The sequence below is a fragment of the Leifsonia sp. NPDC080035 genome (genome assembly GCF_040050925.1).
Classification (GTDB): domain Bacteria; phylum Actinomycetota; class Actinomycetes; order Actinomycetales; family Microbacteriaceae; genus Leifsonia.
This window is the reverse complement of sequence record NZ_CP157390.1, coordinates 1,653,876-1,678,017: the sequence shown is the minus strand read 5'-3', so window position 1 is coordinate 1,678,017 and position 24,142 is coordinate 1,653,876. Positions and strand designations below refer to the sequence as shown.

The window sequence follows — 24,142 nt, the reverse complement described above, 5'->3', positions numbered from 1 at the left end:
TCTCAGCGTCCGGAGAGGTCCAGCAGCACTACTTCCAGCTGTTCGACCGCCCAGTCGAGGTCGGCCGGGTCCACCACGATCGGCGGGGCGAGCCGGATGGTGGAGCCGTGGGTGTCCTTCGCGAGCACGCCGCGCTCCATCAGGAGTTCGCATACCTCCCGCCCTGTCGCGAGGTCCGGGTCGATGTCGATCCCGGCCCAGAGCCCGGCTCCCCGCACCGCCAGCACCCCGTGGCCGATCAGCCGTTCGAGGCCCGCGTGCAGGCGTCTGCCCAGGAGTTCGGCCCGCTCCTGCGGCTCGCCGGTCGCCAGCAGTGCCACGACCGCGCGGCCGACCGCCGCGGCCAGCGGGTTGCCGCCGAAGGTGGAGCCGTGCTCGCCCGGGCGGAGCACGCCCAGCACATCCCGGTCGCCCACGACCGCGGACACCGGGACGATGCCACCGCCGAGCGCCTTGCCGAGCAGGTACAGGTCCGGGACGACCCCGGCCAGGTCGCACGCGAAGGTGGCGCCGGTGCGGCCGAGCCCGGACTGGATCTCGTCGGCGATGAAGAGGATGCGGCGCTCGTCGCACAGTGCCCGTACCGCGGGCAGGAAGTCCGGCGGCGGGACGACGATGCCCGCCTCGCCCTGGATCGGCTCGACCAGCACCGCGACCGTGTCCTCGTCGACGGCCGCGGCGAGCGCCGCCGCGTCGCCGTACGGCACGGTGCGGAAGCCCGGCGTGTACGGACCGAAGTCGTCGCGCGCGTCCGGGTCGTCGCTGAAGCTGACGATGGTGGTCGTGCGCCCGTGGAAGTTCCCGGCCATCACGATGATGTTCGCCGCGCCGTCCGGCACGCCCTTCACCCGGTATCCCCAGGCCCTCGCCACCTTGATGGCCGATTCGACCGCCTCGGCGCCGGTGTTCATCGGCAGCACCATGTCCTTGCCCGCGAGCTGCGCGAGCTCGGCGACGAAGGGCCCGAGCTGGTCGTTGTGGAACGCGCGGCTGGTGAGGGTGATCCGGTCGAGCTGCGCTCGTGCCGCATCCAGCAGCACCGGGTTGGAGTGCCCGAAGTTCACCGCCGAGTACGCGGCGAGGCAGTCGAGGTAGCGGCGGCCGTCGATGTCGGTGACCCACGCGCCCTGACCCTCCGCGACGACGACAGGAAGCGGATGGTAGTTGTGGGCGGCGTGCTCCTCCTCCTGCGCGATCGCCTCGGTCTGGCGCTCGCTCGGCGCGACGGTGACCGGGTGGATGCGGTGGGCCGCGGTCTCCCGCGCGACGGTCTCGCTCATCTGCTGTCTCCTCAGCGTCGCAGTTCCAGCGTGCAGCACTTGACGCCGCCCCCGCCGAGCAGCAGCTCGGAGAGGTCGACGCCGATCGGGTCGTAGCCGTGCTCGCGCAGCTGCGCCGCGAAACCCGCGGCGCGGGAGGCGATGACCACGTTGCGTCCGTCCGAGAACGCGTTGAGCCCGAGCACGGCCGCATCCGTGTCGGTCACCAGGATCGCGTCCGGGAAGCGCTCCTCGAGCCGGGCGCGGCTGGGCGGGTCGAACGCGGACGGCAGGTAGGCGATGTGCTCCTGCCCCGGGGTGGAGTCCAGCACGGCGAGCGCCGTGTCCAGGTGGTAGAAGCTCGGATCGGTCAGCCGCAGGGTCAGCACCTCACGGCCGAAGACCCGCGCCAGCTCGTCGTGGCTCGCGTCGCTGCTGCGGAAGCCGGTGCCGGCGAGGATGGTGTCGCCGACGAGCAGGAAGTCGCCCTCGCCCTCGTTCACCTGCTCCGGGACGATGACCTCGTAGCCGTTGGCGCGGAACCAGTCCATGTACGCCGGGCCTTCCGGCCGTCGCTCCGGGTAGGCGAAGCTCGCACCGTAGGCCACGTTGCCGATCACGAAGCCGCCGTTGGCCGCGTAGATCATGTCGGGCAGACCTTCGAGCGGTTCGATGAGCCGGACATCGAATCCGAGCTCACGATACGTGTCGTGGAGTCGCTGCCATTGGCGCACGGCGAGGGAGGTGTCCGTCGGCAGCCCGGGGTTCATCCACGGGTTGATCCGGTAGACGACGGCGAAGTGCTCGGGGCGGCACATCAGCACGGTGCGGGGCCGCGCCGTGCGCTCCGGCTCCCCCGAGCGCGCCACGGCCTCCTCGTCGGTGATCGACATGAGGCTAGTGTCACACGCGGAAGTCGGCGATTGGATGCGTCCTCGCGCACGAAATCACCGCTCCGGGCAGGTTCGCACACGATCCTTGCTCGGCCGCTGGACTCGGGTCGATTGCGTCCCCGCGCACGATTCGCGCGTGAGGCTCGCTGAGACGCAACGATCCACCATATGCTTCCTCTCGTGGACAACCTCGATCGCAGCATCCTCGACCTTCTCCGCCAGAACGCGCGGGCCGGCTACGGCGACATCGGATCGGTGGTGGGGCTGTCCGCGTCGGCGGTGAAGCGCCGCGTCGACCGCCTGGTGGCCGACGGGGTGATCCGCGGATTCACCATTCAGGTCGACCCGGCGATCGACGGCATGAGCACCGAGGCGTACGTCGAACTGTTCTGCCGCGGGACGGTGTCGCCCGAGGAGCTGCTGCGCATCCTCTCCGCCGTGCCGGAGGTCGTCGACGCCGGGACCGTCACGGGCAGCGCCGACGCCATCGTCCACATCCGCTCGCGCGACATCCCGAGCCTCGAGGCGGCCCTGGAGAAGGTGCGCCTCGCACCCAACGTCGACCACACGCGCAGCGCGATCGTGCTCTCCCGCCTGATCAACCGCGGCAACGGCTGAGCTGTCGCGAATCTTCTATCGCCGCGGAGCCGGGCGTCGCAGACTCGTCACATGACCACGACAGCACGCGCGAGCATCCACGTCGACGCCACCCCGGACGCGGTCTGGCACGCCATCACCGACCCGGCGACCATCGCCCGCTTCCTGTTCGGGACCCGCGTCGTCACCGACTGGACCGAGGGCTCCCCGATCGTCTACCGCGGCGAGTGGGAGGGCGAACCGTACGAGGACAAGGGCACGATCCTCGAGTTCGTGCCGAACGAGCGGTTCGTCAGCAGCTACTACAGTCCGCTCAGCGGGAAGCCGGACGTGCCGGAGAGCTACCAGACCGTCTCCTACCTCCTCGCGGCCGACGGGGACGGCACGCTCGTCACCATCACGCAGGACGGCTGCGCCGATGATGCGGAGGCGCAGCGGATGGGCGACAACTGGGCGATGACGCTCGGGTCGCTCAAGTCCGTGGTCGAGGAATCCTGAGGCTCGTTCTGCGAGAACGTTCAGCGGGTGCACAGTCGAGCGGCGGTTGAACCGAGCACCGGCACGGTGAACAGTGGCACGATGGGCGCATGAAGCTGCTCGTTGTCGAAGACGATCCGGACATGGGAGGCCTCGTCCAGCGAGGTCTCGCCGCCGAGGGATACGACGTCACGCTGGTCACCAACGGCGTCGACGCGCTGATCGCGCTACGCAGCGACGCCTACTCGGCCGCCGCCATCGACGTGATGCTTCCCGGGATGAGCGGGTTCGAGCTGTGCCGCCACATCCGTGAGGCCGCCAACCCGATGCCCATCCTGCTGCTCACCGCGCGCGACGCGATCGAAGACCGCGTGCACGGCCTCGACTCCGGCGCGGACGACTACCTCACCAAGCCGTTCGCCTTCGCCGAGCTGGCCGCGCGGGTACGCGCGCTGCTGCGCCGCGAGCCGAGCGGGATGCGCCCGCAAGTGACCGTCGGGCGGCTCACCATCGACTCGCACGAGCACCAGGCGCTGGTCTCCGGTCACGAGATGCCGCTCAGCCGCAGGGAGTTCACCCTGCTGCGCCTTTTCGCGACGAACCCGGACAAGACCCTCTCGCGTTCGGACATCCTGGAGTCGGTGTGGGGGACGACCGAGAACATCGGCACCAACGTCATCGACCAGTACGTGTCGTACCTGCGCAAGAAGCTGGACCTCGCGGGCGCCGGCCTGTCCATCGTCACGGAGCGCGGCCGCGGCTACCGGCTCGACGCCAAGAACGCGCTCGATGCGAAGCCCCAGGGCGGCGCGGCGCCGGCCGGGCAGACACCGGCAGGGCAGACGTCGGCGCACCCGGCCTCGGAGACCGCGACGCCGTGAGCTGGCTGCGGCGCCTGTCGATCACGGCGCGGATCACGATCGGCAGCCTGATCGTCGCCGCACTGTTCGGGCTGGTCGCGGTCGTCGTGATCCGGATCGGCGTCGCCTCCATCCTCCACAACGCGACCGTGACCCTGCTCGGCAACGACATCACAGCGCCCGCGGCGTCGGTGGTGGCGAGCCCGTCCGGCCCGTTCGACCTGCCGGGCGGCGGCCAGGAGCTCGCGGTCGTCGGCACGGACGGCACGGCGCTGGCCACCACTCTCCCCGACGCGCTCGAGGAGCGGCTGCCCCAGCTGCTGAAGCTCGGGCAGGATGCGGAGTCCGTGCAGATCGGCGACGACACCTACCTGGTTCTCGTGCGCCCGGTGGAGACCAAGGTCGGCACGATGCACATCGTCGCAGCCCGCAACGACGAGACCACGGCGCTCATCCTCGACCGGCTCACGCTCGCGCTGCTCGTCGGCGCCGGCGTGCTGATCCTCGGTTTCGGCGCGGCGTCCTGGCTGCTGGCGCGCGCCGCGCTGCGGCCGGTGAGCCGGATGCGCGAGCAGGCCGACCGCATCGCGGGGGCCGGCGGACGCGACCGGGACGACGCGGGGCTGCTCACCGTCGGTCCGGCGCGCGACGAGCTGTCGGAGCTCGCGACCACGCTGAACGACCTCATCCGCCGCCTGCGCGCGTCCGCCGACCGCGAGCGCCAGATGGTGTCCGACGCCAGCCACGAGCTGCGCACGCCGCTCGCCGTGCTGCGCGGCCAGCTCGAACTGGCGGAGCTGGATGCCGGAGACCCGGACGCGCTCCTGTCCGACGTCCGCTCCTCGCACGCCACCGCGCTCCGGCTCGGGCAGCTTGCGAACAACCTCCTCGAGCTCTCCCGCATCGAGGCCGGCCCGATCAGCGGCCGGACCGACTGGCGGACGCTCGTCGACGAGCTCACCGACGCGGTGGACCGGGCGCGGCTCCTGGTCAGCAGCGACGAGGAGGCGCGGGCGATCTCGGTCGACTACGACTACGACCCGCGCCGCCGGCCCGCACCGGACGCACGGGTGTCGCTCTCCCCCACCGACTTCGGGCGCATCCTGGACAACCTGCTCGGCAACGCGATCACCGCGATCCGCGGACTCCCGATGGAGGCCGACACTGCGGGGCACGACGACACGGTCACCGCGCGGCTGCACGTCGACGACGGCACGGCGGTGCTCACCGTCACCGACTCCGGCCCGGGGATGCCGGAGTCGTTCATCCCCGTCGCGCTCGACCGCTTCACCCGCGCCGACGGCGCGCGCACCTCGAAGTCGGGCGGCAGCGGGGGGCTCGGCCTCGCGATCGTCGCCGCTCTGGCCGAGGCCGCGGGCGGCTCGGTGGAGCTCGCCAACGTCCCCGGGGCCGGTCTCGCAGTCACCGTGCGGCTGCCGCTGGTGTCCGCCTAGGCCGACCGGCGCTCGGCCGGCCGCGGGTGTCGGTGCGGCGGCGCGCCGTCAGTGTCCGCTGTGGTCGGAGTCGACGCCCGCGCCGGGGCCTTCGTCGAGCCGGTCGAGCGCCGCCAGGTCGTCCGCGTCGAGAACGAAGTCGAAGACGGCGAGGTTGGCGGCCATGCGCTGCGGGTCCCGGGACTTCGGGATGGCGACGAGGCCGTTCTGCACGTGCCAGCGCAGCACGATCTGCGCGGGCGTGCGGCCGTGCTTGGCGGCGAGGTCCGCGAGGATCGGGTCGCCGAGCAGGTCGCCCGAGCCGCCGATGGGGCTCCAGGACTCGGTGACGATGCCGTGCTCCTCGTCGTAGGCGCGGTGGTCGAGGCGCGGGATGGCGGGGCTGAGCTGGACCTGGTTGACCGCAGGCGTCACGCCGGTCTCGGCGATGAGCCGGTCGATGTGGGCCGGCTTGAAGTTGGAGACGCCGATGGCGCGCGCCTTACCGGACTCGCGCAGCCGGATGAACGTCTTCCAGGTGTCGACGAACAGGTCCCGCGCGGGCAGCGGCCAGTGGATGAGCAGCAGGTCGACGTACTCCATCCCGAGCCGGTCCAGGCTGGCGTCGAGACCGGCGACCGCGCGGTCGTCGCCCTGGTAGCCGCCGTCGAGTTTCGTCGTGACGAACCAGTCCTCGCGGTCGATCCCGCTCGCCGCGACACCGCGGCCGACGCCCACCTCGTTGCCGTACTTCGCGGCGGTGTCGACGTGCCTGTACCCGACGGCGGCCGCATCCACGATCGCGCGCTCCACCTCGGCGTCGTCGAGCGGCCAGGTGCCGAGACCGACCTGCGGGATGCTGCCGCCGGAGTTCAGGGGCAGCAGCGGGACGGCGGGCAGCGCGATGGGGGAATCGGTCATGCGCACCACCCTACGCCCGGGTAGTGTGGCGGCCGACGGAAGGAGCACCATGGCGGACGAACCCCTGCCCACCGACCCGGACGACGTCGCGGAGGCGGTCGAATCGGCGCTGGACAGCGAGGATGTCACGCTGCTGCGTCGCCTCGCCGCCGCCGGGAGCAGCGACGCGGAGGATGCCCTGGTCGAGCTCGCGGCGGAGCGGGGCGACCTCGAGGAGCTGCGCCGGCTCGCCGCCGCGGGGAACGCCGACGCGGCGGACGAGCTCGCGGAGCTGGAGGACGAGGAGGAGTAGTCCTCCGCCGCGCCACCGCTCAGGCGGGTGCGCCGAGCCTCAGGTGCAGCAGCGGATACGGTCGGCCCGCCTCGTCGGTCTCGCTGCGGCCGACGACCTCGAAGCCGTGGTGCGCGTAGAACCCGGCGGCCTGGGCGTTCTGCTCGTTGACGTCGACCCTGGTGACGCCGTGCTCAGCGATCGCGTGCGCGAGAAGCGCGGTGCCGACTCCGCGTCCCCGCCGGGTCGCGTCGACGAACAGCATCTCCAGTGCGCCGTCGAGCACACCGGAGAACCCCACCGGCTCGCCGCCCACCTCCGCGACGGAGAGGATGACCGCGGGGAGGTAGTCGGACTGCAGCACGGCCTCGATCTGGTCCCGGTCGGCGTCGGCGAGGAAGTCGTGCGTCGCGTCGACGGCGCTCCGCCAGATCCGGGCGAGCGCCGGGTACTCCGCCGGCCCGATCGAGGGGCGGACGGTGACGGCGGAGGCGCTGGCGTCGTTCCGTGCGGGCATACCGCCATCCTCTCAGAGGACGAGGACCGGACCGGAGCGCCTGCCTCCGGTCAGATGACCCCCTCCGACAGCCTGGTCGGGTTGCCGAACCGGTGGTTCGTGATCGAGATCGCCTGCTCGTGGAGGAACGGAAGCACCTCCACGCGCCCCGACGGGGTGACCTCGCCCGCGTACACGGCGACATCGGGCGACCCGCCCAGCGCCGCGGCGAGCGCGGACGCGTCGCCGCCGATCAGCCGGATCCGGTGCGCCGCGATCCGGTGCCCGCGCACCCGCGACAGCCAGTGCGCGTCCGTCTCCACGACGACCTCGACCTCGCGCTCGCGGAGGACCTGGAGCATCGGCTTCGGCAGCGTCAGGGCCGTGCTCACCGTGAAGCGCGACCGCGCGACCGTCGCGGCCGCCATCACCCGGAGGAGCTCCGGCAGCGACGCGCCCTCGGAGAGGCGGATCGCGACAGGGACCGGCCGGTATCGGAACAGGTTGCGCTCCACGCCCAGCCCGGACACGTCCTTGGTCTGGTGGAACTCGGTCGCGACCGCGATGGCGTCGCTCAGCGCGGATCGGCGCACGAGGTCGAAGGCCGGGTAGTCCATGGAGGACTGCCCCGACTCGATCAACTGGGTGACGCGCGGTTCGAGGCCGCGCAGGTGCAGGCTGGAGCTGGTGCGGCCCGCATCCGCCCGCCAGTTGCCAAGGCCGACGAGGTAGTTCGGTCCTCCGGCCTTGGTGCCGGCACCGACGGAGGAGCGCTTCCAGCCGCCGAACGGCTGCCGCCGCACGATCGCGCCCGTGATGCCGCGGTTGACGTAGAGGTTGCCGGCCTCCACCGTGTCGAGCCAGAGCGCGAGTTCGTCGGAGTCGAGCGAGTGGAGTCCCGCGGTGAGGCCGTACTCGATGGCGTTCTGGAAGCGGATCGCCTCCTCCAGGTTGCGCGCCGTCATGATGCCGAGCACCGGCCCGAAGAACTCGGTGAGGTGGAAGTACGATCCCGGCTGGACCCCGGTGCGGATACCCGGGGACCAGAGCCGTCCCGTGTCGTCGAGCCGGCGTGGCTGGACCAGCCACTCCTCTTCCGCGCCCAACGTGGTGAGCGCGTGCAGCAGCTTGCCGGAGGCCGGTTCGATCAGCGGTCCCATCTGGCTCGTCGCGTCCTGCGGATAGCCGACGCGCATGCTCGTCGCTGCGTCCACCAGCTGATGCCGGAAGCGCTCCGACTTCGCGACCGAGCCGACGAGGATGACCAGGCTCGCGGCCGAGCACTTCTGGCCGGCGTGCCCGAACGCGCTCTTGACGATGTCCGAGACGGCGAGGTCGTAATCGGCGCTCGGCGTGACGATGATCGCGTTCTTCCCGCTGGTCTCTGCGAGCAGCGGGAGGTCGGGACGCCACGAGCGGAACAGCTTCGCCGTCTCGTACGACCCGGTGAGGATGACCCTGTCGACGCGTGCATCGGCGACGAGACGCTGCCCGAGGTCGCTCTCGGCGACATCCACCAGCGCAAGGACCTCGCGCGGAACGCCGGCCTCCCAGAGCGCCTCGACCATCACGGCCCCGGCCCGCTTGGCCTGCGGCGCCGGCTTGATGACGACGCCGCTGCCCGCGGCGAGCGCGGCGAGCACGCCGCCCGCCGGGATGGCGACAGGGAAGTTCCACGGCGGCGTGACGACGGTCAGCCGCGACGGGACGAACCGTGCCCCCTGCACCGTGTCGAGGTCGCGGGCGAGCGTCGCGTAGTAGTGGGCGAAGTCGACCGCCTCGCTCACCTCGGGGTCGGCCTCCGCGATCGTCTTGCCGGTCTCGGCCGCCATCACCTCGATGAGCCGGTCGCGGTTCGCCTCGAGCGCGTGTCCGGCGCGGTCGAGCACGGCCGCCCGCTCGCGTCCGCTGAGCGATCCCCACCAGCCGCCCGCCGTGTGCACGCCCTGGATGATGCCGTCGAGCGCCTCTGCGTCCGTCACCGCCGCTGCCTGGATGCTCGCGACGCCCAGTTCGCTCTGCGCCGAGCGCTGCAGGATCCGTCGCCCCCACGCGCGGTTGGCGGCGAGCGAGGGATCGGTGTCCGCGGCGTTGCGGAAGCCGTCGGCCGCCGCCGGCACCGAGCCGGCATCGAGGGCGCCGAGTCCAGCGGCCCCCGAGGAGCCGCGGGTCAGACCCAGCACGACACTCGTCAGTCCCTCGTCACCGCGTCCGTCAGCGGGCTCCGACGCCACGGGCGGCCGGGTGAACGCGGGAGCGGTCGCCTCGTCCCATTCGCGCGATCGGTCCTGCTGCCGGTTGGGCAACGGCGCCGCACCGTGCGGCAGCCCGTCGTTCTCGAGGTCGGCGACCGAGGCGAGGAACCGCGCCTTCTCCCGCTCGAAGAGCTCCGGATCGCTGTCGAGCTCGAACACGGCCGACATGAAGTTCTCCTGGCTCGCGTTCTCTTCGAGCCGGCGGATCAGGTACGAGATGGCGACGTCGAACTCCGCGGGGTTCACCACCGGCGTGTAGAGGAGCAGTTGCCCGACGGTCCCCTTCACGGCTTCGGCCTGCGCCGTCGCCATGCCGAGCAGCATCTCGAAGTCGATGCGATCGGTGACCCCCCGCTCCGACGCGAGCAGCCAGGCGTACGCGACGTCGAACAGGTTGTGGCCGGCCACGCCGATCTTCACCGCGTCCGTGTGCTCGGGCGTGAGCGCCCAGTCGAGGACCCGCTTGTAGTTCGTGTCCGTCGCCTGCTTGCTCCCGTACGTCGCGAGCGGCCAGTCGTGCATGGCGGCGTCCACGCGCTCCATCGCGAGGTTCGCGCCCTTCACGACGCGCACCTTGATCGGTGCGCCTCCCTGGATGCGCCGCTGCGTCGACCACTCGGTCAGCCGCTGCAGCGCATCCAGCGCGTCCGGCAGGTAGGCCTGCAGCACGATGCCCGCCTCCAGCCCGAGCAGTTGCGGCTTGCTCAGGATGCCCGTGAAGACGGCCATGGTCAGGTCGAGGTCGCGGTACTCCTCCATGTCGAGGTTGATGAACTTGGGGGTCGGCGAGGACGCAGCGAGCTCGTAGAGCGGGGTCAGGCGGTCGATCACGCGCTCGACCGTCTCGTCGAACGACCACATCGAGAGCTGGGAGGCGATCGACGAGACCTTGATGGAGACGTAGTCGACGTCGTCCCTGGCCAGAAGCGCGCGCGTGCCCTCGAGACGGCGCGCCGCCTCCTTCTCGCCGAGCACGGCCTCGCCGAGGAGGTTGAGGTTGAGCCGGGCGCCGTGCCCGGCCGGATCGTTCGGCGTGCGCAGGTGGGCGATCGCCGGTCCCAGCTTCTCGGGCGTCGCGTCGACGACGAGGTGGCCGACCATGCGGCGCATTACTCGCCGCGCGGTCGGGATCACCACCCACGGGACGACCGGGCCGAACACACCGCCGAGCCAGATGGCGAGGCGCATGTACCAGGGCAGGAACGCCGGGATCTTCTTGGCGACCCGCTGCAGGTTGTAGCCCGCGACGAAGAGGTCCTGCGGACGGGCGACGCCGTCCACGAACCCGACGGCGAACTCGAGGCCGTCCGGGTCCTTGAGCACACCGGCCAGGCGCTCGGCTGCCGGATCCTGTGGCGGCGTGCCGCCGTCCGCGCCGGAGCTCTGCTCGAGCCAGCGCCGAACCAGCGCGATCGCCTCCTGGGCGAGCCGCCCCGGAGCGGCCTCCGCGGAGCGCGACGCCACCCCGTCCGTGTGATCAACCATGTCCACGACTGTATTTCCTCCGAATAGCGGCTCCGAGGCGACCGCCCGGATCCGGGGAGAAGTCGCAGGATGCACGAGCCTGTGCAGAACATTCTGAGGCCGCCATTATGCTCAGCGACAGCGAACGTTTCCGAAGGGTATCGTTCGGCTCAGCTGAATGATGGGAGCAACCGATGCTGGACGTCCGAAAGCTGCGCCTGCTGCGGGAGCTCAAGATCCGCGGCACCGTCGCCGGCGTCGCCGAGGCCCTCTCGTACAGCCCGTCGTCGGTGTCCCAGCAACTCGCGGCCCTCGAGAAGGAGGTGGGCGCCGTCCTGCTGGTGAAGTCCGGGCGCCGGCTCCGGTTCACGCCGCAGGGCGAACTCCTCGCCCAGCACACCGCGGCCATCCTGGACGCCCTGGACCTCGCGGAGTCCGCCGTCGCCGACGCCGTGACCACGGTGTCCGGCCTCGTGCGCATCGCGGTCTTCCAGTCGGCCGCGCACGCCATCCTCCCTGGCGCCCTCTCCGCGCTTGCGCGCGACTACCCCGAGCTGCGTGTCGAGGTGACCGAGCGCGAGCCCGAGCAGGGGCTCTTCGAGGTGTCGGCGCGCGACTTCGATCTCGTCATCGCCGAGCAGTATCCCGGAAGCACCCGCGCGCTGCGCAGCGGCCTCGACCGCGCGGAACTCGCCACCGACAGCATCCACCTCGCCAGCTCGCGGGAACGCGGCTCGCGCATTCGCACCGACTCGCTCGCGGAGGCGGCAGCGCTGCCGTGGGTGCTCGAACCGGAGGGCACGGCCGCGCGCACCTGGGCCGTCCAGCTCTGCCGTGCCGCCGGGTTCGAACCGGATGTGCGCTTCGAGACGGCAGACCTCGTCGCCCACATCCGCCTGATCGCGTCGGGCAACGCCGTCGGCCTCCTTCCCGACCTGGTGTGGGCGGGAGAAGAGCCGGCCGTCCGCCTCCTGCCGCTGCCCGGTTCGCCCCGCCGCACGGTCTTCACCTCGGCCAGGCGGGCGTCCGCGGCGAGCCCCGGCGTCGTCGCGGCACGTCGCGCGCTGGCGCAGGCGGTCCCGGAGCACGCCCGGCCGTGACGGTCCCCTAGGCTCTGTTCCATGACCGACCCTGCTCTCTCCCCCGCGCCGACGCACGATGTGGTGATCGTCGGCGGAGGTCACAACGGACTCACCGCGGCCGCCTACCTCGCCGCCGCAGGCAAGAGCGTCATCCTGCTCGAACGACTGCCGGATGTCGGCGGCGCGGCCGTGAGCGCTCAGGCGTTCTCCGGCATCGAGGCGAGACTGTCCCGCTACTCCTACCTGGTCAGCCTGCTGCCGCAGCGCATCATCGACGACCTGGGCCTGGACATCCGGCTCGTCCGCCGCCGCTACTCCTCGTACACCCCGGTTCCCGGCGATCCGGACGGCGCCGGCCTGCTCATCGACAACACGGACGCCGACGCGACCGCCGCATCCTTCGCCCGCATCGGCGCGGCCGACGACGCCGAGCGGTTCACCGGATTCTACGAGTCCACGACCGCGGTCGCGCGCGCGCTCTGGCCGACCGTGACGGAGCCGCTCCTCACCCGCAGCGAGGCCAAGGCCCTCGTAGGCGACGACGATCTCTGGGATGCGCTCATCGAGAAGCCGATCGGGGGATTCATCGAGTCACGGCTCGAAAGCGACCTCGTCCGCGGCGTCGCGGCGACGGACGCCCTCATCGGCACCTTCGCCAGCGTCTCCGACCCCTCCCTCGCCCAGAACCGCTGCTTCCTCTACCACGTCATCGGCCAGGGCACGGGCCAATGGGATGTGCCCGTCGGCGGGATGGGCGCCGTCACCGGCGAGCTGGCCCGCGTCGCGCGCGAGGCCGGCGCCCGCATCGTCACGGACGCCGAGGTCACCTCCATCGCGCCGGACGGCACCGTCGTCTACACGCGCAACGGGCACGAGCGTCACGTCGTCGGCGAGCACGTGCTGGTGAACGTCGCTCCCGCCGTCCTCGACCGGCTGCTCGGGGATGCGGCGAGCGCCGAGAAGCGTCCCGTCGCCGAGGGCGCCCAGGTCAAGGTGAACCTGCTGCTCGAGCGCCTGCCGCGCCTCCGCGACGAGGCGATCGACCCGAAGGCGGCCTTCGGCGGCACCTTCCACATCAACGAGACCTACACGCAGCTCGAGGAGGCGTACACGGGGATGACCCGCGGCGTCATGCCCGAGCTGCTGCCGTGCGAGATCTACTGCCACACCCTCGCCGACCCGAGCATCCTCGACCCGGACCTGGCCGAGTCCGGCGCGCAGACGATCACCGTGTTCGGACTGCACACACCCGACCGCTGGCTGACCGACGACAACAACGACGAGACCCGCAGACGGCTCCAGGATGCGGTGCTCGCGTCGCTGAACTCCGTGCTGGCCGAGCCCATCGAGTCCCTGCTGCTGACCGACGCGGACGGCAATCCGTGCATCGAGACGAAGACCACCCGTGACCTCGAGCACACCCTCAACATGCCGGGCGGCAACATCTTCCATGGGCCGCTCTCCTGGCCGTTCGCCGAGGACGACGACGCCCTTGACACCCCCGCGGAGCGCTGGGGTGTCGCCACGGCGCACCCCCGCATCCTGATGTGCGGCTCCGGCGCGCGCCGCGGCGGCGCGGTGAGCGGCCTCGGCGGCCACAACGCCGCGATGGCCGTGCTGGAGGGCTGAGAGGACTCGAACACGGACCCGCGGGCTCCCCCTGCCGGAACCCCGGGGACGTGACTAAGGTGGGGCTCACCAAGGGGGCGGACTCTCCGGGAGGTCACCATGATGCCGCAGCCGACAGGTCGACTGGTTCGCAAGGACGACGGGGTGTATGTGGTCCTCGACCGCATCTTCAAGTCTCCGATCGAAGAGGTGTGGACCTACTTCAGCCGCTCCCCGAGGCTCGCGCTCTGGGTCGGCGAGTACACGGGCACCGGCTCGACCGGGGCCGTCAAGTTCCGCATGAACGCGGAAGGCGACGACGCCGAGTGGGAGAACGTCGCCGTCATGCTCTGCGAGGCGCCGCACCGACTCCACGTGGATGTGGGCAAGGCGCCGGACTCCCTCGTCATGTTCGTGCACCTCACCGAGGCGAGCGGCCACACCACGGTCACCTTCGGCCAGCGGCTGCGCTCGGTGTCCACCTCGGCCGACTACTGCATCGGCTGGGACTACTACCTCGACCGGCTCGTCGCCGCCCACGACGGCAAGCCGATGCCGAAGTGGGACGACTACTACCCGGCGATGCGCGACCACTACGAGACGCTCTGCCGCGAGCTCGACCACGACCTGCGCGCAGAGCACCAGACGGCTCAGCGCGACGGCACCACCGGCTGACCGCCGCAGCGCCCCCGTCGGCTGCGCGTCGGCGCCGCGCCGGCTTCAGTGCCAGCGGTGGTCCTGGACGGCCATGCGCGGGCCACGGCGCTGGAACCGGAAGCCGCTGGCGAGGATGAGCCGCACGACGCGCTGGCGGTGCCCCCGCCACGGTTCGAGGAGCTCCAGCATCCCGTCGTCGTCGACGCGCTCGCCGATCAGCGCCTCGCCGACGTAGTGGGCGAGGTGGTAGTCGCCGACGCTGACGAGGTCGGGATGCGCGTGCGAGCGCTGCAGGGTCTCGGCGGCGGTCCAGATCCCGATGCCGGGAACCGTCTGCAGCGCGGCGGCCGCGTCGTCCAGCGTCGCCGATCCACCGGTCGCGCGTTCGAGGGACGGCGCCACCGCGAGCACGGCCTGCGCCGCGCGGGACCGCCGTGGGTCGACGCCCGCGCGATGCCAGTCCCAGGACGGGACCCCCCGCCACTGCTCCAGGGTCGGGGTGACGCGCATCCCCTCCGGGGCCGGGCCGGGCGCGGGCTCTCCGTACCAGCGGAGCAGGCGGGCCCAGGACCGGTAGGCCTCCAGACTGGTGACGCGCTGCTCGATGATCGCGGGGAGGAGCGCCTCGAGCAACCGCCCGGTCTTCGCCAGGCGCAGGCCCGGGTTCCTGTGCAGGCTCCCGCGCAGCAGCACGTTGCCGGAGACGTCGAGCGCCGACCAGTCGTCCTCGCTCCCGAGCAGCGCGGGCAGCGCGGCGACGACCCACTCCGCCCCTGGGCCCCAGGCGGAGGCCGCGATGGAGCCGTCGGCCGCCGGGCGCAGGACGCGCAGCGTCGCGGCGCCGAGCGGGGTGCGCCAGGTGCGCCACACGCCGCGGAGGTCCCACTGGGTCGTCGGGTCGTACGGCCCCCGGCCGAGGAGCCCGAGCGTCGCCGCCACGTCGACCTGCGCCTTGGGCCGGTACACCGTCTCCACGGGACGCCCGGAACGGGCGCTCTCGGGCAGGACGGCGGTCATGCACGGAATCGTACGTCACGCTCCTGACGGTCAGCGCGCGCCGCCCTCTACCCGGGTGTCGGTGGAGTCCCCTACTGTCACCCCATGGGAATCGATATCGACGCCGGGACCCTCGCGCGGCTGCGCGACACTGTCCACGGCACCGTCTTCACACGCGGCGACGACGGCCTCGCGGCCGAGGTCGCCTGCTTCAACCCGGCCATCCGCCACGATCCGGATGTCGTCGTCGCCGCGCGCGACGAGCACGACGTCGCCGCCGCCGTCCGCTTCGCCCGCGACACCGGCCTGCCGGTGCGCGTGCAGGCCACCGGCCACGGTGCCGAGGCACCGATCACGGGCGGCCTCGTCGTGTCGACGCGCGCGCTCGACACCCTCGAGGTGGATGCGGACCTCCGGCACGTGCGCATCGGCGCCGGGGTGCGCTGGGCGCCGGTGATCGCTGCGGCCGCGGAGCACGGCCTGGCACCGGTGACCGGGTCGTCCACCAGCGTCGGCGCCGTCGGCTACACGCTCGGCGGCGGCCTCGGGCCGCTCGCCCGCAGCCACGGCTTCACGGCCGACTGGGTGCGCGGGTTCCGCGTGGTCACGGCGGACGGCGAGGTGGTGGTCGCGGACGCGTCGACGCATCCCGAGCTGTTCTGGGCGCTGCGCGGAGGGAAGGGCGGCCTCGGCATCGTCACCGAGATGACGCTCGAACTCGTCCCGCTCACCACCCTCTACGCCGGCAGCGTCTTCTTCGAGGGGGACGCGATCGAGCCCGCGTTCCGCGCGTGGGTGGATTGGGCGGCGCAGCTGTCGGAGGCGGCGACGACCTCGGCGGTGTTCCTGCGCATCCCGGACGTCGACGGCCCTCCGCCGCCGCTGCGCGGCCGGTCGGTGCTGAGCGTTCGCTTCGCGTTCCCCGGCGACCCGGCCGAGGGCGAGGAGCTGTTCGCTCCGATGCGCGCGGCCGCGCCGGTCTACCTCGACTTCGTCGGCGAGATCCCGACCACCGCGGTCGCGACCATCCACAACGACCCCGAGCAGGGCGCCCCGAGCTGGGTGCGCGGCCTGATGCTGGACGACTTCGATGCGGCCGACGGCGACGCGCTGCTGCGCCTGGCCGGCCCCGGCGCGCAGTCGCCGTTCCTCGCGGTCGAGATCCGACAGCTCGGCGGCGCCACCGCGCGTGACACCCACGACGGCACGGCGGTCGGCGGCAGGGACAGCCGCTACACGGTGAGCACGATCGCCGGCGACCCGTCGACGTTCGATGCGCTGGCGCCCGCGGCGGCCGCGTCCATCGCGGAGGCGCTGGGCCACCGGGTCTCCGCGGTGACCAACGTGAACTGGGCGGCCGATCTGAGTGACGCCGCGTCGTTCGAGAACAGCTGGCCTCCGGCGGTGTTCGAACGGCTCAGCGCCGCGCGAGCGGAGTACGACCCCGATCGGGTCTTCGCGTTCGGCCCCGCCTGACGCCGCGGCGCGACGCTCGGCGCGTCCTCCCGCTCACTCGCTCCAGACGCTCGGCGCCTCGGCGCGTGTGGACGGGAGGGCCGCGTCCGATCCCCACTGCAGCAGCCATTCCGGCACGGTCACGTCGGTCGGCGCCGGCCCGACGGCCTCCAGCAGCTCGGGGATGGACACCACGCCGCCGCCGCGCTTGAGGAAACGCCCCCGGATGAACGCCTGAGTGTAGATCTCGCCGTCGACGGTGAACCGCTGCTCCAGGTACACCGCCTTCTCGTCGAAGCCGAGGATGCGCGACTCGACCACGAACGTCTGCCACAATTCCAGCGACTTGCGGAACGAGATGGTCTCGGACGCGACCACCGGGTACCAGCCGCGGTCCTTGAAGATCTGCCAGACCCCGTTGCGCACCAGCAGATCGAACCGGCCGATATCGGCGATCGACAGGTACACCCCGTTGTTCATGTGCTTCAGGATGTCGAGGTCCGTCGGCAGCACGCGGAACTTCGTGCGCGCGACGTCCCAGTGCCGCAGCCGCGGCCCGAACCGGGAGAGGAAGAAGTGGAGCAGGGTCCGGAAGATCATGTGCACGCGGTCATGCTAGCGATGCGCCAACGGATCGCAACGTCTGTTGTCGACACTCTCCAACGCGCCGGTGTCTCGGACGACCCGGATTGTGCGCACGGCTGCGAGCTGCGGCTTGGGATGCGGCTCAGCGCTCGAGCGGGACCTCGACAAGGCTGACACCCACCGGCGGCGCCGAGAGCGCCTGGTCGAGCTCCCCCTTGGTCCGCGCGATCCGATGGTCCCAGCCGTAGGCGCGCGCCAGTGACGCCACGTCGACGGTCTGCGGCGTGTACTGCACCCGATCGAACGCGGTCGCCGGCGCCGTGGACGCGACCTCCAGGGAGTCGAAGATGGTGCCTCCACCATCGTTGCCGACCACGACCTGCAGGTTCGGGCGCGCCTCGCCGGTCACCCCGAGCAGGGCGCCGGCGTCGTGCAGGAGCGCGAGATCCCCGAGCAGCACCCGGGTGATGCCCGCTGCCGACCCGTCCTCGGCCGCCGCGGCCTGGCCGGCGACCGCGATCCCGGTCGCCGTGGCGATGGTGCCGTCGATTCCCGCGAGCCCGCGGTTGGCGTGAACCGGGATCCGCTTGCCGGGCACGATCCTGTCGACGTCGCGGATGAGCCGGGATGCGCCGATGACCAGGCGGTCATGCGGCCAGGTGTACCGCCAGAGGGCCTCGGCGAGCAAGGCGCGGGTGACGGGCGCGCGGACGGCCGCCAGCTCGGCCTTCGCGAACGCGAGGGCATCGGCGGGATCGTACGAGCGTGCCTTCTCGACGTCGGGGGCGGCCGCGGCAGGATCGGCAGCGCTTTCGGCAGCCTCGACGATCCGGCGGCTCGCGAACACCCAGCTCCCGACCCACGCGCGCACCTCCGGCGACCGCAGGTCGACGTCGGCCGGCGGGCGGATCGCGCCGACCACGCGCGCGCGGCGCCCGGGGTTATAGACCTGTCGTCCGCTCGGCGCGACGACGATCACCTCGACGTCCGTTCTGGTCAGCAGTGCGGGGACCTCGCGGCTCAGCGTCGGATGCCCGAACACCACGGCGCGCTCCACCCGTCCACCGAAGGCCTCGTCGCGGAGCAGTTCGCGGTAGACGACGACGAGATTCGGCCCGAACCGGGCACCGCTCGACACCTCCGCAAGCAGCGGGACTCCCGCCGCACGCGCGAACCCCTCCGCTTCCGGCCCGGCGTCCGCCCCGGCGATGACGACGGTGCGCGGGCCGTCCTGGAGCTCCACGGTGTCGCGACCGAGAGCGGAAGCAGGCGCGATCGCGGGTACGTCAGCGGGCTCGATGCGATCGAGTGCGGGCACGGCGACAGAGAGCGGCTCCCTGAAGGCGACGTTGAGATGCACGGGGCCGGGATCGGCGTCGTCGGCTCCCACGGCCGCACGCACCGCGGCGAGCGCGACCCGGTCGGCCTCGACGAGCTCCGCCTCGCCGCCCTCGGGCGCCGGGACGTCGCGGGCGAAGCGGATCACGTCACCGTAGATCCCGACCTGCCGCGTCGTCTGGTTCGACCGGATGCCGCGCAGCTCCTCCGGGCGGTCCGCGGTGACGACGATGAGCGGGACTCCCGCCTCGTGGGCCTCGAGCACAGCGGGATGCAGGTTGGCGGTCGCGGTCCCGCTGGTCGTCACGACGACCGCGGGGGCGCCGGACTCGCGTCCGATGCCGAGCGCCAGGAACCCGCCGACACGCTCGTCGATGCGCACATGCAGGCGCGCCGAACCGTTCCGCTCGAGCTCGGCCGCGGCGAGCGCGAGCGCCTGGGAACGCGAGCCGGGGCTAATGACGATGTGCCGCACGCCCGCACGGACGAACCCCGTCAGCAGTGCGAGCGCGACATCCGTGGCGGGATTCTGCGTGAGCGGGATGCGCGGGAGGGGCGCACTCGTGCTCTGGTCGACGGGAGCGCCCGGGATCCGGGCGTCAGGCATCCCGGCGGCCGGTCTGGTCGTCGGGTCCGTTGTCGTCGAGCTCGGCGAGCTCCTTCTCGAGCTGCCGGATGCGCTCCTCCTGGTCGTGGTCGAGCCGCAGCTTGCCGAGGAAGGCGGGGTCATCGTCCGGGGCGACGATCCGGCGCTCGCTCTCCGCACGGCGCCGGCCGCGCCCGATCAGGAACCAGAGGATTCCACCGATGACCGGGAAGATGATGATCACGAGCAGCCACACGGGCTTCGGAAGGCCGCGCACCCGGGAACGGTCGAAGAGAGCGCAGTCTGCCACCGAATAGATGTAGAAAACCGCGGCCGCGACGCCGAGGACTATCCAGAGGCGAACCATGCGTCAATCGTAACTCTCAGACGCGGTGCCTAAGCTGGGAGGGTGAAGCGGATTCCCTCCTGGTTGACCTACACCGTGCTGCGCCTCCTGGTGTTCGCGGTGCCGCTCGCCGTGCTGCTTCTCCTCGGCGTGGTGTGGTGGGCCTCGGTGATCGCGGCGGCCCTGATCGGCCTCTGCCTGTCGTACATCTTCCTGAGCCGACCTCGCAACGCGGTCTCGTCCGACCTGTACGCCGCGCGCCATCGGGACACGCCGGCGACGTCGGCCGACGACGACGACGAGGATGCGGCGGTCGACGCGGCGGAGTCCGCGCCGAACGACCCGAACCGGTCCGACCGCTCGGCCTGACCGGTCGAGCCCGACCTGCGCAGGGTCAGAACGCGTAGGCTGCCCCGAGCGCGATCGCGACCAGCAGCCCCGTGAAGCTGGTGAGCTGCAGCGCGGTGATGAGTTCGCGCGGCGTCCGGGCGAAGATCGTGATGACGCACGCCGGGAGCGCGGCGAGCAGGGCGAACATCCCGAACCAGGCGAGCGGGTAGAACACCGCGAGCACCGCGAGGATGCCGAACGGCACCAACAGGAACACGCAGAACGCGACCCGGGACGCCACCCGGCCGAGCAGCACCGCCAACGTGCGCTTCCTGGCCAGCCGGTCGGGCTCGATGTCGCGGATGTTGTTGACCATCAGCACGGCGCAGGCGATGAGTCCCGCGATGATCGCGCCGAACCAGGACTCCTGGTTCACGACGCCGGCCAGCATGTACGTGGTGCCCGCGGTGGCGACGAGTCCGAAGAAGACGAACACGAACAGCTCGCCGAGACCGTAGTAGCCGTAGGGTCGCTTGCCGCCGGTGTAGAACCAGGCGGCGGCGATCGCCGCGGCGCCCACCAGGATGACCCACCACTGCAGGGTGAGGACGACCAGGATCAGGCCGGCAACTGCCGCGAGCCCGAAGAACACGAGCGCGACGGTCAGCACCTTCCGAGGCGCCGCCTTCCCCGAACCGGTGAGCCGGCCGGGACCGACGCGGTATTCGTCCGTGCCACGGATTCCGTCCGAGTAGTCGTTCGCATAGTTGACGCCGATCTGCAGCAGCACGGCGACGGCGAGGCACAGCAGCGACCGGATCGGGTGCCAGATCCCGGCGCCCTCCGCGACCTTCGCCGCGCCGACACCGATGAGCACAGGAGCCACCGCGAGCGGGAGCGTCCGCAGCCGTGCCCCCGCGATCCAGTCGGCGGCGGTGGCCGGCTTGGCCGCGGCGCGAGCGGCGCCGGGACGGCCGCTCTTGCCGCCGCGGGGTCCGCGCGCGGGCGGCGGTGCCATCCGTTGCATTCGAGGCTTGTTCTGGCTCATCACAGTGCGAATCTTAACAAGAAGGCCTATGTACCCGTGTCCGCGACGGCCGCACCGCCGCCCACCCCGGCGATCCGCGCGGCGGCCTGGCGATCCGGCTTCCCGCTGCTCAGCCGAGGCATGACGGTCACGGTGACGATCCGCGCCGGGGCTGCGGCGCGGCCGAGCTGGTCGGCGACCCGGACGCGCAGGTCGTCGAGCCCGATCTCCGGGGCCCCGGCGACGACGACCACCGGCACCTGTCCCCACTGGGCGTCGTCGGCCGCGACGACCACGGCTCCTGCGAAGCCGGGAACCGCGTGGACGACCCGCTCCACCGTGTCGAGCAGCACCTTCTCACCGCCGGAGATGATCACGTTGTCCGACCTGCCGAGCACCGTCACGCGCCCGTCCTCGACCGTTCCGAGGTCGCCCGTGCGATACCACCGGGCTCCGCCCTCCTCGTGAAAGGCCGCAGCGGTGCGGTCCGGGTCGCCGAGATAGCCTTCCGCGAGCGACGGCCCACTGATCTCGAGCAGCCCGTCCACCTCTCTCACAACCGTGGTCCCGATCGGGACGCCGCTGTACACGCACCCGCCCGCCGTCTCGCTGGACCCGTAGGTGCTCAGGATTCGCGCCCCGGCCGCTTCGGCGCGCTCGCGGAGCGCGGGCGGCAGCGCCTGGCCGCCCACGAGGATCCCGTCGAACCGGCGCAGCGCCCGCGCCACCTCCCGTGCTCCACCCTCCGCAGCCTCCACGAGCCGAGCGAGCTGGACGGGCACGAGCGAGGTGTAGCGGTAGTCGTGTTCGAGCAGGGCCGCCGCATCGGCGAACCGCTGCGGGTCGAAATGGCCGTCGCCGTACGGGACGGGCTCGGTCTCGGCAGCGAGCGAGCGCACGAGGACCTGCGCTCCCGCGACGTAGTGCGCCGGCAGCGCGAGCAGCCACTGCCCTTGCCCGCCCATGGCGCCGGCGGACGCGGCGGCGCTGGCGAGCAGAGCGTCCGCCGACAGGGCCACACGTTTCGGACGCCCCGTGGAACCAGACGTCTCGATCACGAGCGCGACGTTCTGCGCGACCCGCTCGTCGGCGGATGGCCAGTCCGTCGCCCGCGCGACGCCCTCCCGCGGCACCACCGCCGGACCGCCGCCGCCGAGCGCGTCGCGCAGCGCCTCGAAGACGTCGATCGGCCGAGTCGCGTCGACCACCCGCAGTGATCGCATGGTGCGCCTCCCGCTCAGTACTGCCAGGGGAACGGCGACCAGTCAGGTTCCCGCTTCTCGAGGAACGCGTCCCGCCCTTCGACCGCTTCGTCAGTCCCGTAAGCGAGCCGCGTCGCCTCACCCGCGAACACCTGCTGGCCGACCATCCCGTCGTCTACCGCGTTGAACGCGAACTTCAGCATCCTGATCGCGGTCGGCGACTTGGTGAGGATCTCGTTCGCCCAGTCCAGAGCGGTCGCCTCGAGCTCGGCGTGCGGCACGACCGCGTTCACGGCTCCCATTTCGTACGCCCGCTGCGCCGAGTACTCGCGAGCGAGGAAGAAGACCTCACGACCGACCTTCTGCCCGACCTGGCGCGCGAAGTAGGCGCTGCCGTAGCCGGCGTCGAACGAGCCGACGTCGGCGTCCGTCTGCTTGAACCGTCCGTGCTCGGCGCTCGCGATCGTCAGATCGCACACCACGTGCAACGAGTGGCCGCCACCCGCGGCCCACCCCGGCACGACCGCGATGACCACCTTTGGCATGAACCGGATCAGGCGCTGCACCTCCAGGATGTGCAGCCGGCCGCTCCGGGCGGAGTCGATGCTGGACGCCGTCTCACCCTCCGCGTACTTGTAGCCGTCCCGGCCTCGGATCCGCTGGTCGCCGCCCGAGCAGAACGCCCAGCCGCCGTCCTTCGGGCTCGGGCCGTTGCCGGTGAGCAGCACGACGCCGATCCGCGGGTTCGTCCGGGCGTCCTCGAGCGCCGCGTAAAGCTCGTCGACCGTGTGCGGCCGGAACGCGTTGCGCACCTCCGGCCGGTTGAACGCCACCCGCGCGATCCGTCCCGATACGTCGTGGTGGTAGGTGATGTCGCTGAGGCCCTCGAAGCCCGGCACGGGGTTCCACACGGCGGGATCGAAGAGTTCTGAGACGTTCGCTGACATGCATCCAGCCTACGATCGTCCGCTGCGCGCGGAGGACCCGTGCCAGACTTGTGGAATGACGCCGGAACTCGTCGACCTGTTGGGGAGTGCAAGAGTCGTCCGCCTGCCGATGAGGACGCGCTTCCGGGGGATCACGGAACGTGAGGCCGTGCTGTTCGAAGGCCCCGAGGGCTGGACGGAGTTCTCGCCGTTCCTCGAGTACGACGACGACGAGTCGGCGTCATGGCTGCACGCCGCGATCGATTTCGGCTGGCGCGCGGCGCCCGCCCTGCTCCGCGACAGGCTCCCGGTCAACGCGACCGTCCCCGCCGTGCCCGCGGACGCGGTCCCCGGTGTCCTCGCACGCTACCCGGGAGCACGGACCGCCAAAGTGAAGGTGGCAGAGCCCGGCCAGTCGCTGACCGACGACGTCGCGCGGGTCCGCGCCGTGCGAGAGCAGCTCGGCCCGGAGGGTCGCCTCCGTGTGGACGCGAACACGCTGTGGAACGTGGACGAGGCCGAGCACGCCATCCACGCCCTCGCGCCGTTCGACCTGGAGTACGTCGAGCAGCCGTGCGCCGGCATCGACGAGCTGGCGGAGATCCGCCGTCGGACGAAGTACATGGGCATCCCGATCGCAGCGGACGAGAGCGTCCGCAAGGCGAGCGACCCGCTCGCCGTCGCTCGGGCGGGGGCGGCGGACATCCTCATCGTGAAGGCGCAACCGCTCGGCGGCATCCACTCCGCGCTGCGGATCGTCGCGGAGGCCGGCCTTCCCGTCGTCGTCTCGAGCGCCATCGACACCTCGGTCGGCATCGCGATGGGGGCGCACCTTGCCGCGTCCGTCCCCGAGCTGGACTTCGACTGCGGCCTCGGCACCGTCGCGATGTTCGTCCAGGACGTCGCCGAGGAGCCGCTCCTACCCGTGGCCGGGGGGATCCCCGTCGCGCGCCCCGCGGTCGACGCCGGTCGGCTCGCGGAACTCGAAGCGCCCGCCGAGCGTCGCGACTGGTGGCTCGAGCGGGTCCGGCGCTGCTACCGGGTGCTGGAGCGCACGGCGGCGCTCTGACGCCGGCGC

The 24,142-nt window shown here is 71.8% G+C and carries 23 protein-coding genes; 11 read left to right on the top strand and 12 right to left on the bottom strand.

The window, feature by feature from the left end; translation table 11 throughout:
• Nucleotides 1-2 precede the first annotated feature (2 nt).
• Nucleotides 3-1,280 (bottom strand): ornithine--oxo-acid transaminase, encoded by a 1,278-nt coding sequence (gene rocD, locus AAME72_RS08260; RefSeq protein ID WP_348789758.1) that lies wholly within the window; start codon nt 1,278-1,280, stop codon nt 3-5.
• A gap of 11 nt (nt 1,281-1,291) precedes the next feature.
• A complete protein-coding gene (ddaH, locus tag AAME72_RS08255) occupies nt 1,292-2,152 on the bottom strand; it encodes a dimethylargininase (protein WP_348789757.1) in 861 nt (286 codons plus the stop codon).
• A gap of 180 nt (nt 2,153-2,332) precedes the next feature.
• Between ddaH and AAME72_RS08250 the strand changes: the two genes are divergently transcribed.
• From AAME72_RS08250 to AAME72_RS08235, 4 genes are all read left to right on the top strand, one after another.
• Nucleotides 2,333-2,770 (top strand): Lrp/AsnC family transcriptional regulator, encoded by a 438-nt coding sequence (locus AAME72_RS08250; protein ID WP_314148117.1) that lies wholly within the window; start codon nt 2,333-2,335, stop codon nt 2,768-2,770.
• A 51-nt stretch (nt 2,771-2,821) separates the two neighbouring features.
• On the top strand, nt 2,822-3,247 hold the full coding sequence (locus AAME72_RS08245; RefSeq protein ID WP_348789756.1) for an SRPBCC family protein: 426 nt from the start codon (nt 2,822-2,824) through the stop codon (nt 3,245-3,247).
• Nucleotides 3,248-3,336: 89 nt separating this feature from the next.
• On the top strand, nt 3,337-4,107 hold the full coding sequence (locus AAME72_RS08240; RefSeq protein ID WP_348789755.1) for a response regulator transcription factor: 771 nt from the start codon (nt 3,337-3,339) through the stop codon (nt 4,105-4,107).
• Nucleotides 4,104-5,540 (top strand): HAMP domain-containing sensor histidine kinase, encoded by a 1,437-nt coding sequence (locus AAME72_RS08235; protein WP_348789754.1) that lies wholly within the window; start codon nt 4,104-4,106, stop codon nt 5,538-5,540. The genes AAME72_RS08240 and AAME72_RS08235 overlap by 4 nt, the downstream gene beginning before the upstream one ends.
• A gap of 48 nt (nt 5,541-5,588) precedes the next feature.
• Here AAME72_RS08235 and AAME72_RS08230 read toward each other — a convergent pair whose 3' ends face one another.
• On the bottom strand, nt 5,589-6,440 hold the full coding sequence (locus AAME72_RS08230) for an aldo/keto reductase (protein WP_348789753.1): 852 nt from the start codon (nt 6,438-6,440) through the stop codon (nt 5,589-5,591).
• A gap of 49 nt (nt 6,441-6,489) precedes the next feature.
• Between AAME72_RS08230 and AAME72_RS08225 the strand changes: the two genes are divergently transcribed.
• The gene (locus AAME72_RS08225) at nt 6,490-6,732 is read left to right on the top strand and encodes a hypothetical protein (RefSeq protein WP_348789752.1); all 243 of its coding nucleotides are present in this window, start codon (nt 6,490-6,492) and stop codon (nt 6,730-6,732) included.
• Between the two features lie 19 nt (nt 6,733-6,751).
• On the opposite strand, the gene AAME72_RS08220 is transcribed toward AAME72_RS08225, so the two are convergent.
• Nucleotides 6,752-7,228 carry an acetyltransferase gene (locus tag AAME72_RS08220; RefSeq protein WP_348789751.1) on the bottom strand — a complete coding sequence of 159 codons (477 nt, stop codon included), beginning with the start codon at nt 7,226-7,228 and terminating at the stop codon, nt 6,752-6,754.
• A 50-nt stretch (nt 7,229-7,278) separates the two neighbouring features.
• Nucleotides 7,279-10,947 carry a proline dehydrogenase family protein gene (locus tag AAME72_RS08215; protein WP_348789750.1) on the bottom strand — a complete coding sequence of 1,223 codons (3,669 nt, stop codon included), beginning with the start codon at nt 10,945-10,947 and terminating at the stop codon, nt 7,279-7,281.
• 173 nt (nt 10,948-11,120) lie between these two features.
• Here AAME72_RS08215 and AAME72_RS08210 point away from each other — a divergent pair, with 173 nt between their 5' ends.
• From AAME72_RS08210 to AAME72_RS08200, 3 genes are all read left to right on the top strand, one after another.
• A complete protein-coding gene (locus AAME72_RS08210; protein WP_348789749.1) occupies nt 11,121-12,026 on the top strand; it encodes a LysR substrate-binding domain-containing protein in 906 nt (301 codons plus the stop codon).
• A 21-nt stretch (nt 12,027-12,047) separates the two neighbouring features.
• The gene (locus tag AAME72_RS08205; RefSeq protein ID WP_348789748.1) at nt 12,048-13,637 is read left to right on the top strand and encodes an NAD(P)/FAD-dependent oxidoreductase; all 1,590 of its coding nucleotides are present in this window, start codon (nt 12,048-12,050) and stop codon (nt 13,635-13,637) included.
• A gap of 144 nt (nt 13,638-13,781) precedes the next feature.
• Nucleotides 13,782-14,291 carry an SRPBCC domain-containing protein gene (locus AAME72_RS08200; RefSeq protein WP_348789747.1) on the top strand — a complete coding sequence of 170 codons (510 nt, stop codon included), beginning with the start codon at nt 13,782-13,784 and terminating at the stop codon, nt 14,289-14,291.
• Between the two features lie 45 nt (nt 14,292-14,336).
• Here AAME72_RS08200 and AAME72_RS08195 read toward each other — a convergent pair whose 3' ends face one another.
• On the bottom strand, nt 14,337-15,290 hold the full coding sequence (locus AAME72_RS08195) for a DNA-3-methyladenine glycosylase 2 family protein (protein WP_348789746.1): 954 nt from the start codon (nt 15,288-15,290) through the stop codon (nt 14,337-14,339).
• A gap of 84 nt (nt 15,291-15,374) precedes the next feature.
• On the opposite strand from AAME72_RS08195, the gene AAME72_RS08190 reads away from it, so the two are divergent.
• Entirely contained in the window at nt 15,375-16,745 is a 1,371-nt protein-coding gene (locus tag AAME72_RS08190; RefSeq protein WP_348789745.1) for an FAD-binding oxidoreductase, read from the top strand.
• A gap of 33 nt (nt 16,746-16,778) precedes the next feature.
• Here AAME72_RS08190 and AAME72_RS08185 read toward each other — a convergent pair whose 3' ends face one another.
• The 3 genes from AAME72_RS08185 to AAME72_RS08175 form a co-directional block, all read right to left on the bottom strand.
• Nucleotides 16,779-17,324 (bottom strand): thioesterase family protein, encoded by a 546-nt coding sequence (locus AAME72_RS08185; protein WP_348790104.1) that lies wholly within the window; start codon nt 17,322-17,324, stop codon nt 16,779-16,781.
• A gap of 127 nt (nt 17,325-17,451) precedes the next feature.
• Nucleotides 17,452-19,254: a 2-succinyl-5-enolpyruvyl-6-hydroxy-3-cyclohexene-1-carboxylic-acid synthase gene (menD, locus tag AAME72_RS08180; RefSeq protein ID WP_348789744.1), complete on the bottom strand. Its 1,803-nt coding sequence runs from the start codon at nt 19,252-19,254 to the stop codon at nt 17,452-17,454.
• Nucleotides 19,247-19,600: a PLD nuclease N-terminal domain-containing protein gene (locus AAME72_RS08175; protein ID WP_348789743.1), complete on the bottom strand. Its 354-nt coding sequence runs from the start codon at nt 19,598-19,600 to the stop codon at nt 19,247-19,249. Before AAME72_RS08175 ends, menD begins: the two co-directional genes overlap by 8 nt.
• A 42-nt stretch (nt 19,601-19,642) precedes the next feature.
• Here AAME72_RS08175 and AAME72_RS08170 point away from each other — a divergent pair, with 42 nt between their 5' ends.
• Nucleotides 19,643-19,948 carry a DUF4229 domain-containing protein gene (locus tag AAME72_RS08170; protein WP_348789742.1) on the top strand — a complete coding sequence of 102 codons (306 nt, stop codon included), beginning with the start codon at nt 19,643-19,645 and terminating at the stop codon, nt 19,946-19,948.
• Between the two features lie 25 nt (nt 19,949-19,973).
• On the opposite strand, the gene AAME72_RS08165 is transcribed toward AAME72_RS08170, so the two are convergent.
• From AAME72_RS08165 to AAME72_RS08155, 3 genes are read right to left on the bottom strand one after another with little or no spacing between them, the layout of a single operon-like run.
• Entirely contained in the window at nt 19,974-20,957 is a 984-nt protein-coding gene (locus AAME72_RS08165; protein WP_348789741.1) for a 1,4-dihydroxy-2-naphthoate polyprenyltransferase, read from the bottom strand.
• Nucleotides 20,958-20,983: 26 nt separating this feature from the next.
• Nucleotides 20,984-22,159, bottom strand: coding sequence for an AMP-binding protein (locus AAME72_RS08160; RefSeq protein WP_348789740.1), 1,176 nt, complete (start codon nt 22,157-22,159; stop codon nt 20,984-20,986).
• Between the two features lie 14 nt (nt 22,160-22,173).
• A complete protein-coding gene (locus tag AAME72_RS08155) occupies nt 22,174-23,085 on the bottom strand; it encodes a 1,4-dihydroxy-2-naphthoyl-CoA synthase (protein WP_348789739.1) in 912 nt (303 codons plus the stop codon).
• A 55-nt stretch (nt 23,086-23,140) separates the two neighbouring features.
• On the opposite strand from AAME72_RS08155, the gene AAME72_RS08150 reads away from it, so the two are divergent.
• Nucleotides 23,141-24,133, top strand: coding sequence for an o-succinylbenzoate synthase (locus AAME72_RS08150; protein WP_348789738.1), 993 nt, complete (start codon nt 23,141-23,143; stop codon nt 24,131-24,133).
• The last annotated feature ends 9 nt before the right edge of the window (nt 24,134-24,142 follow it).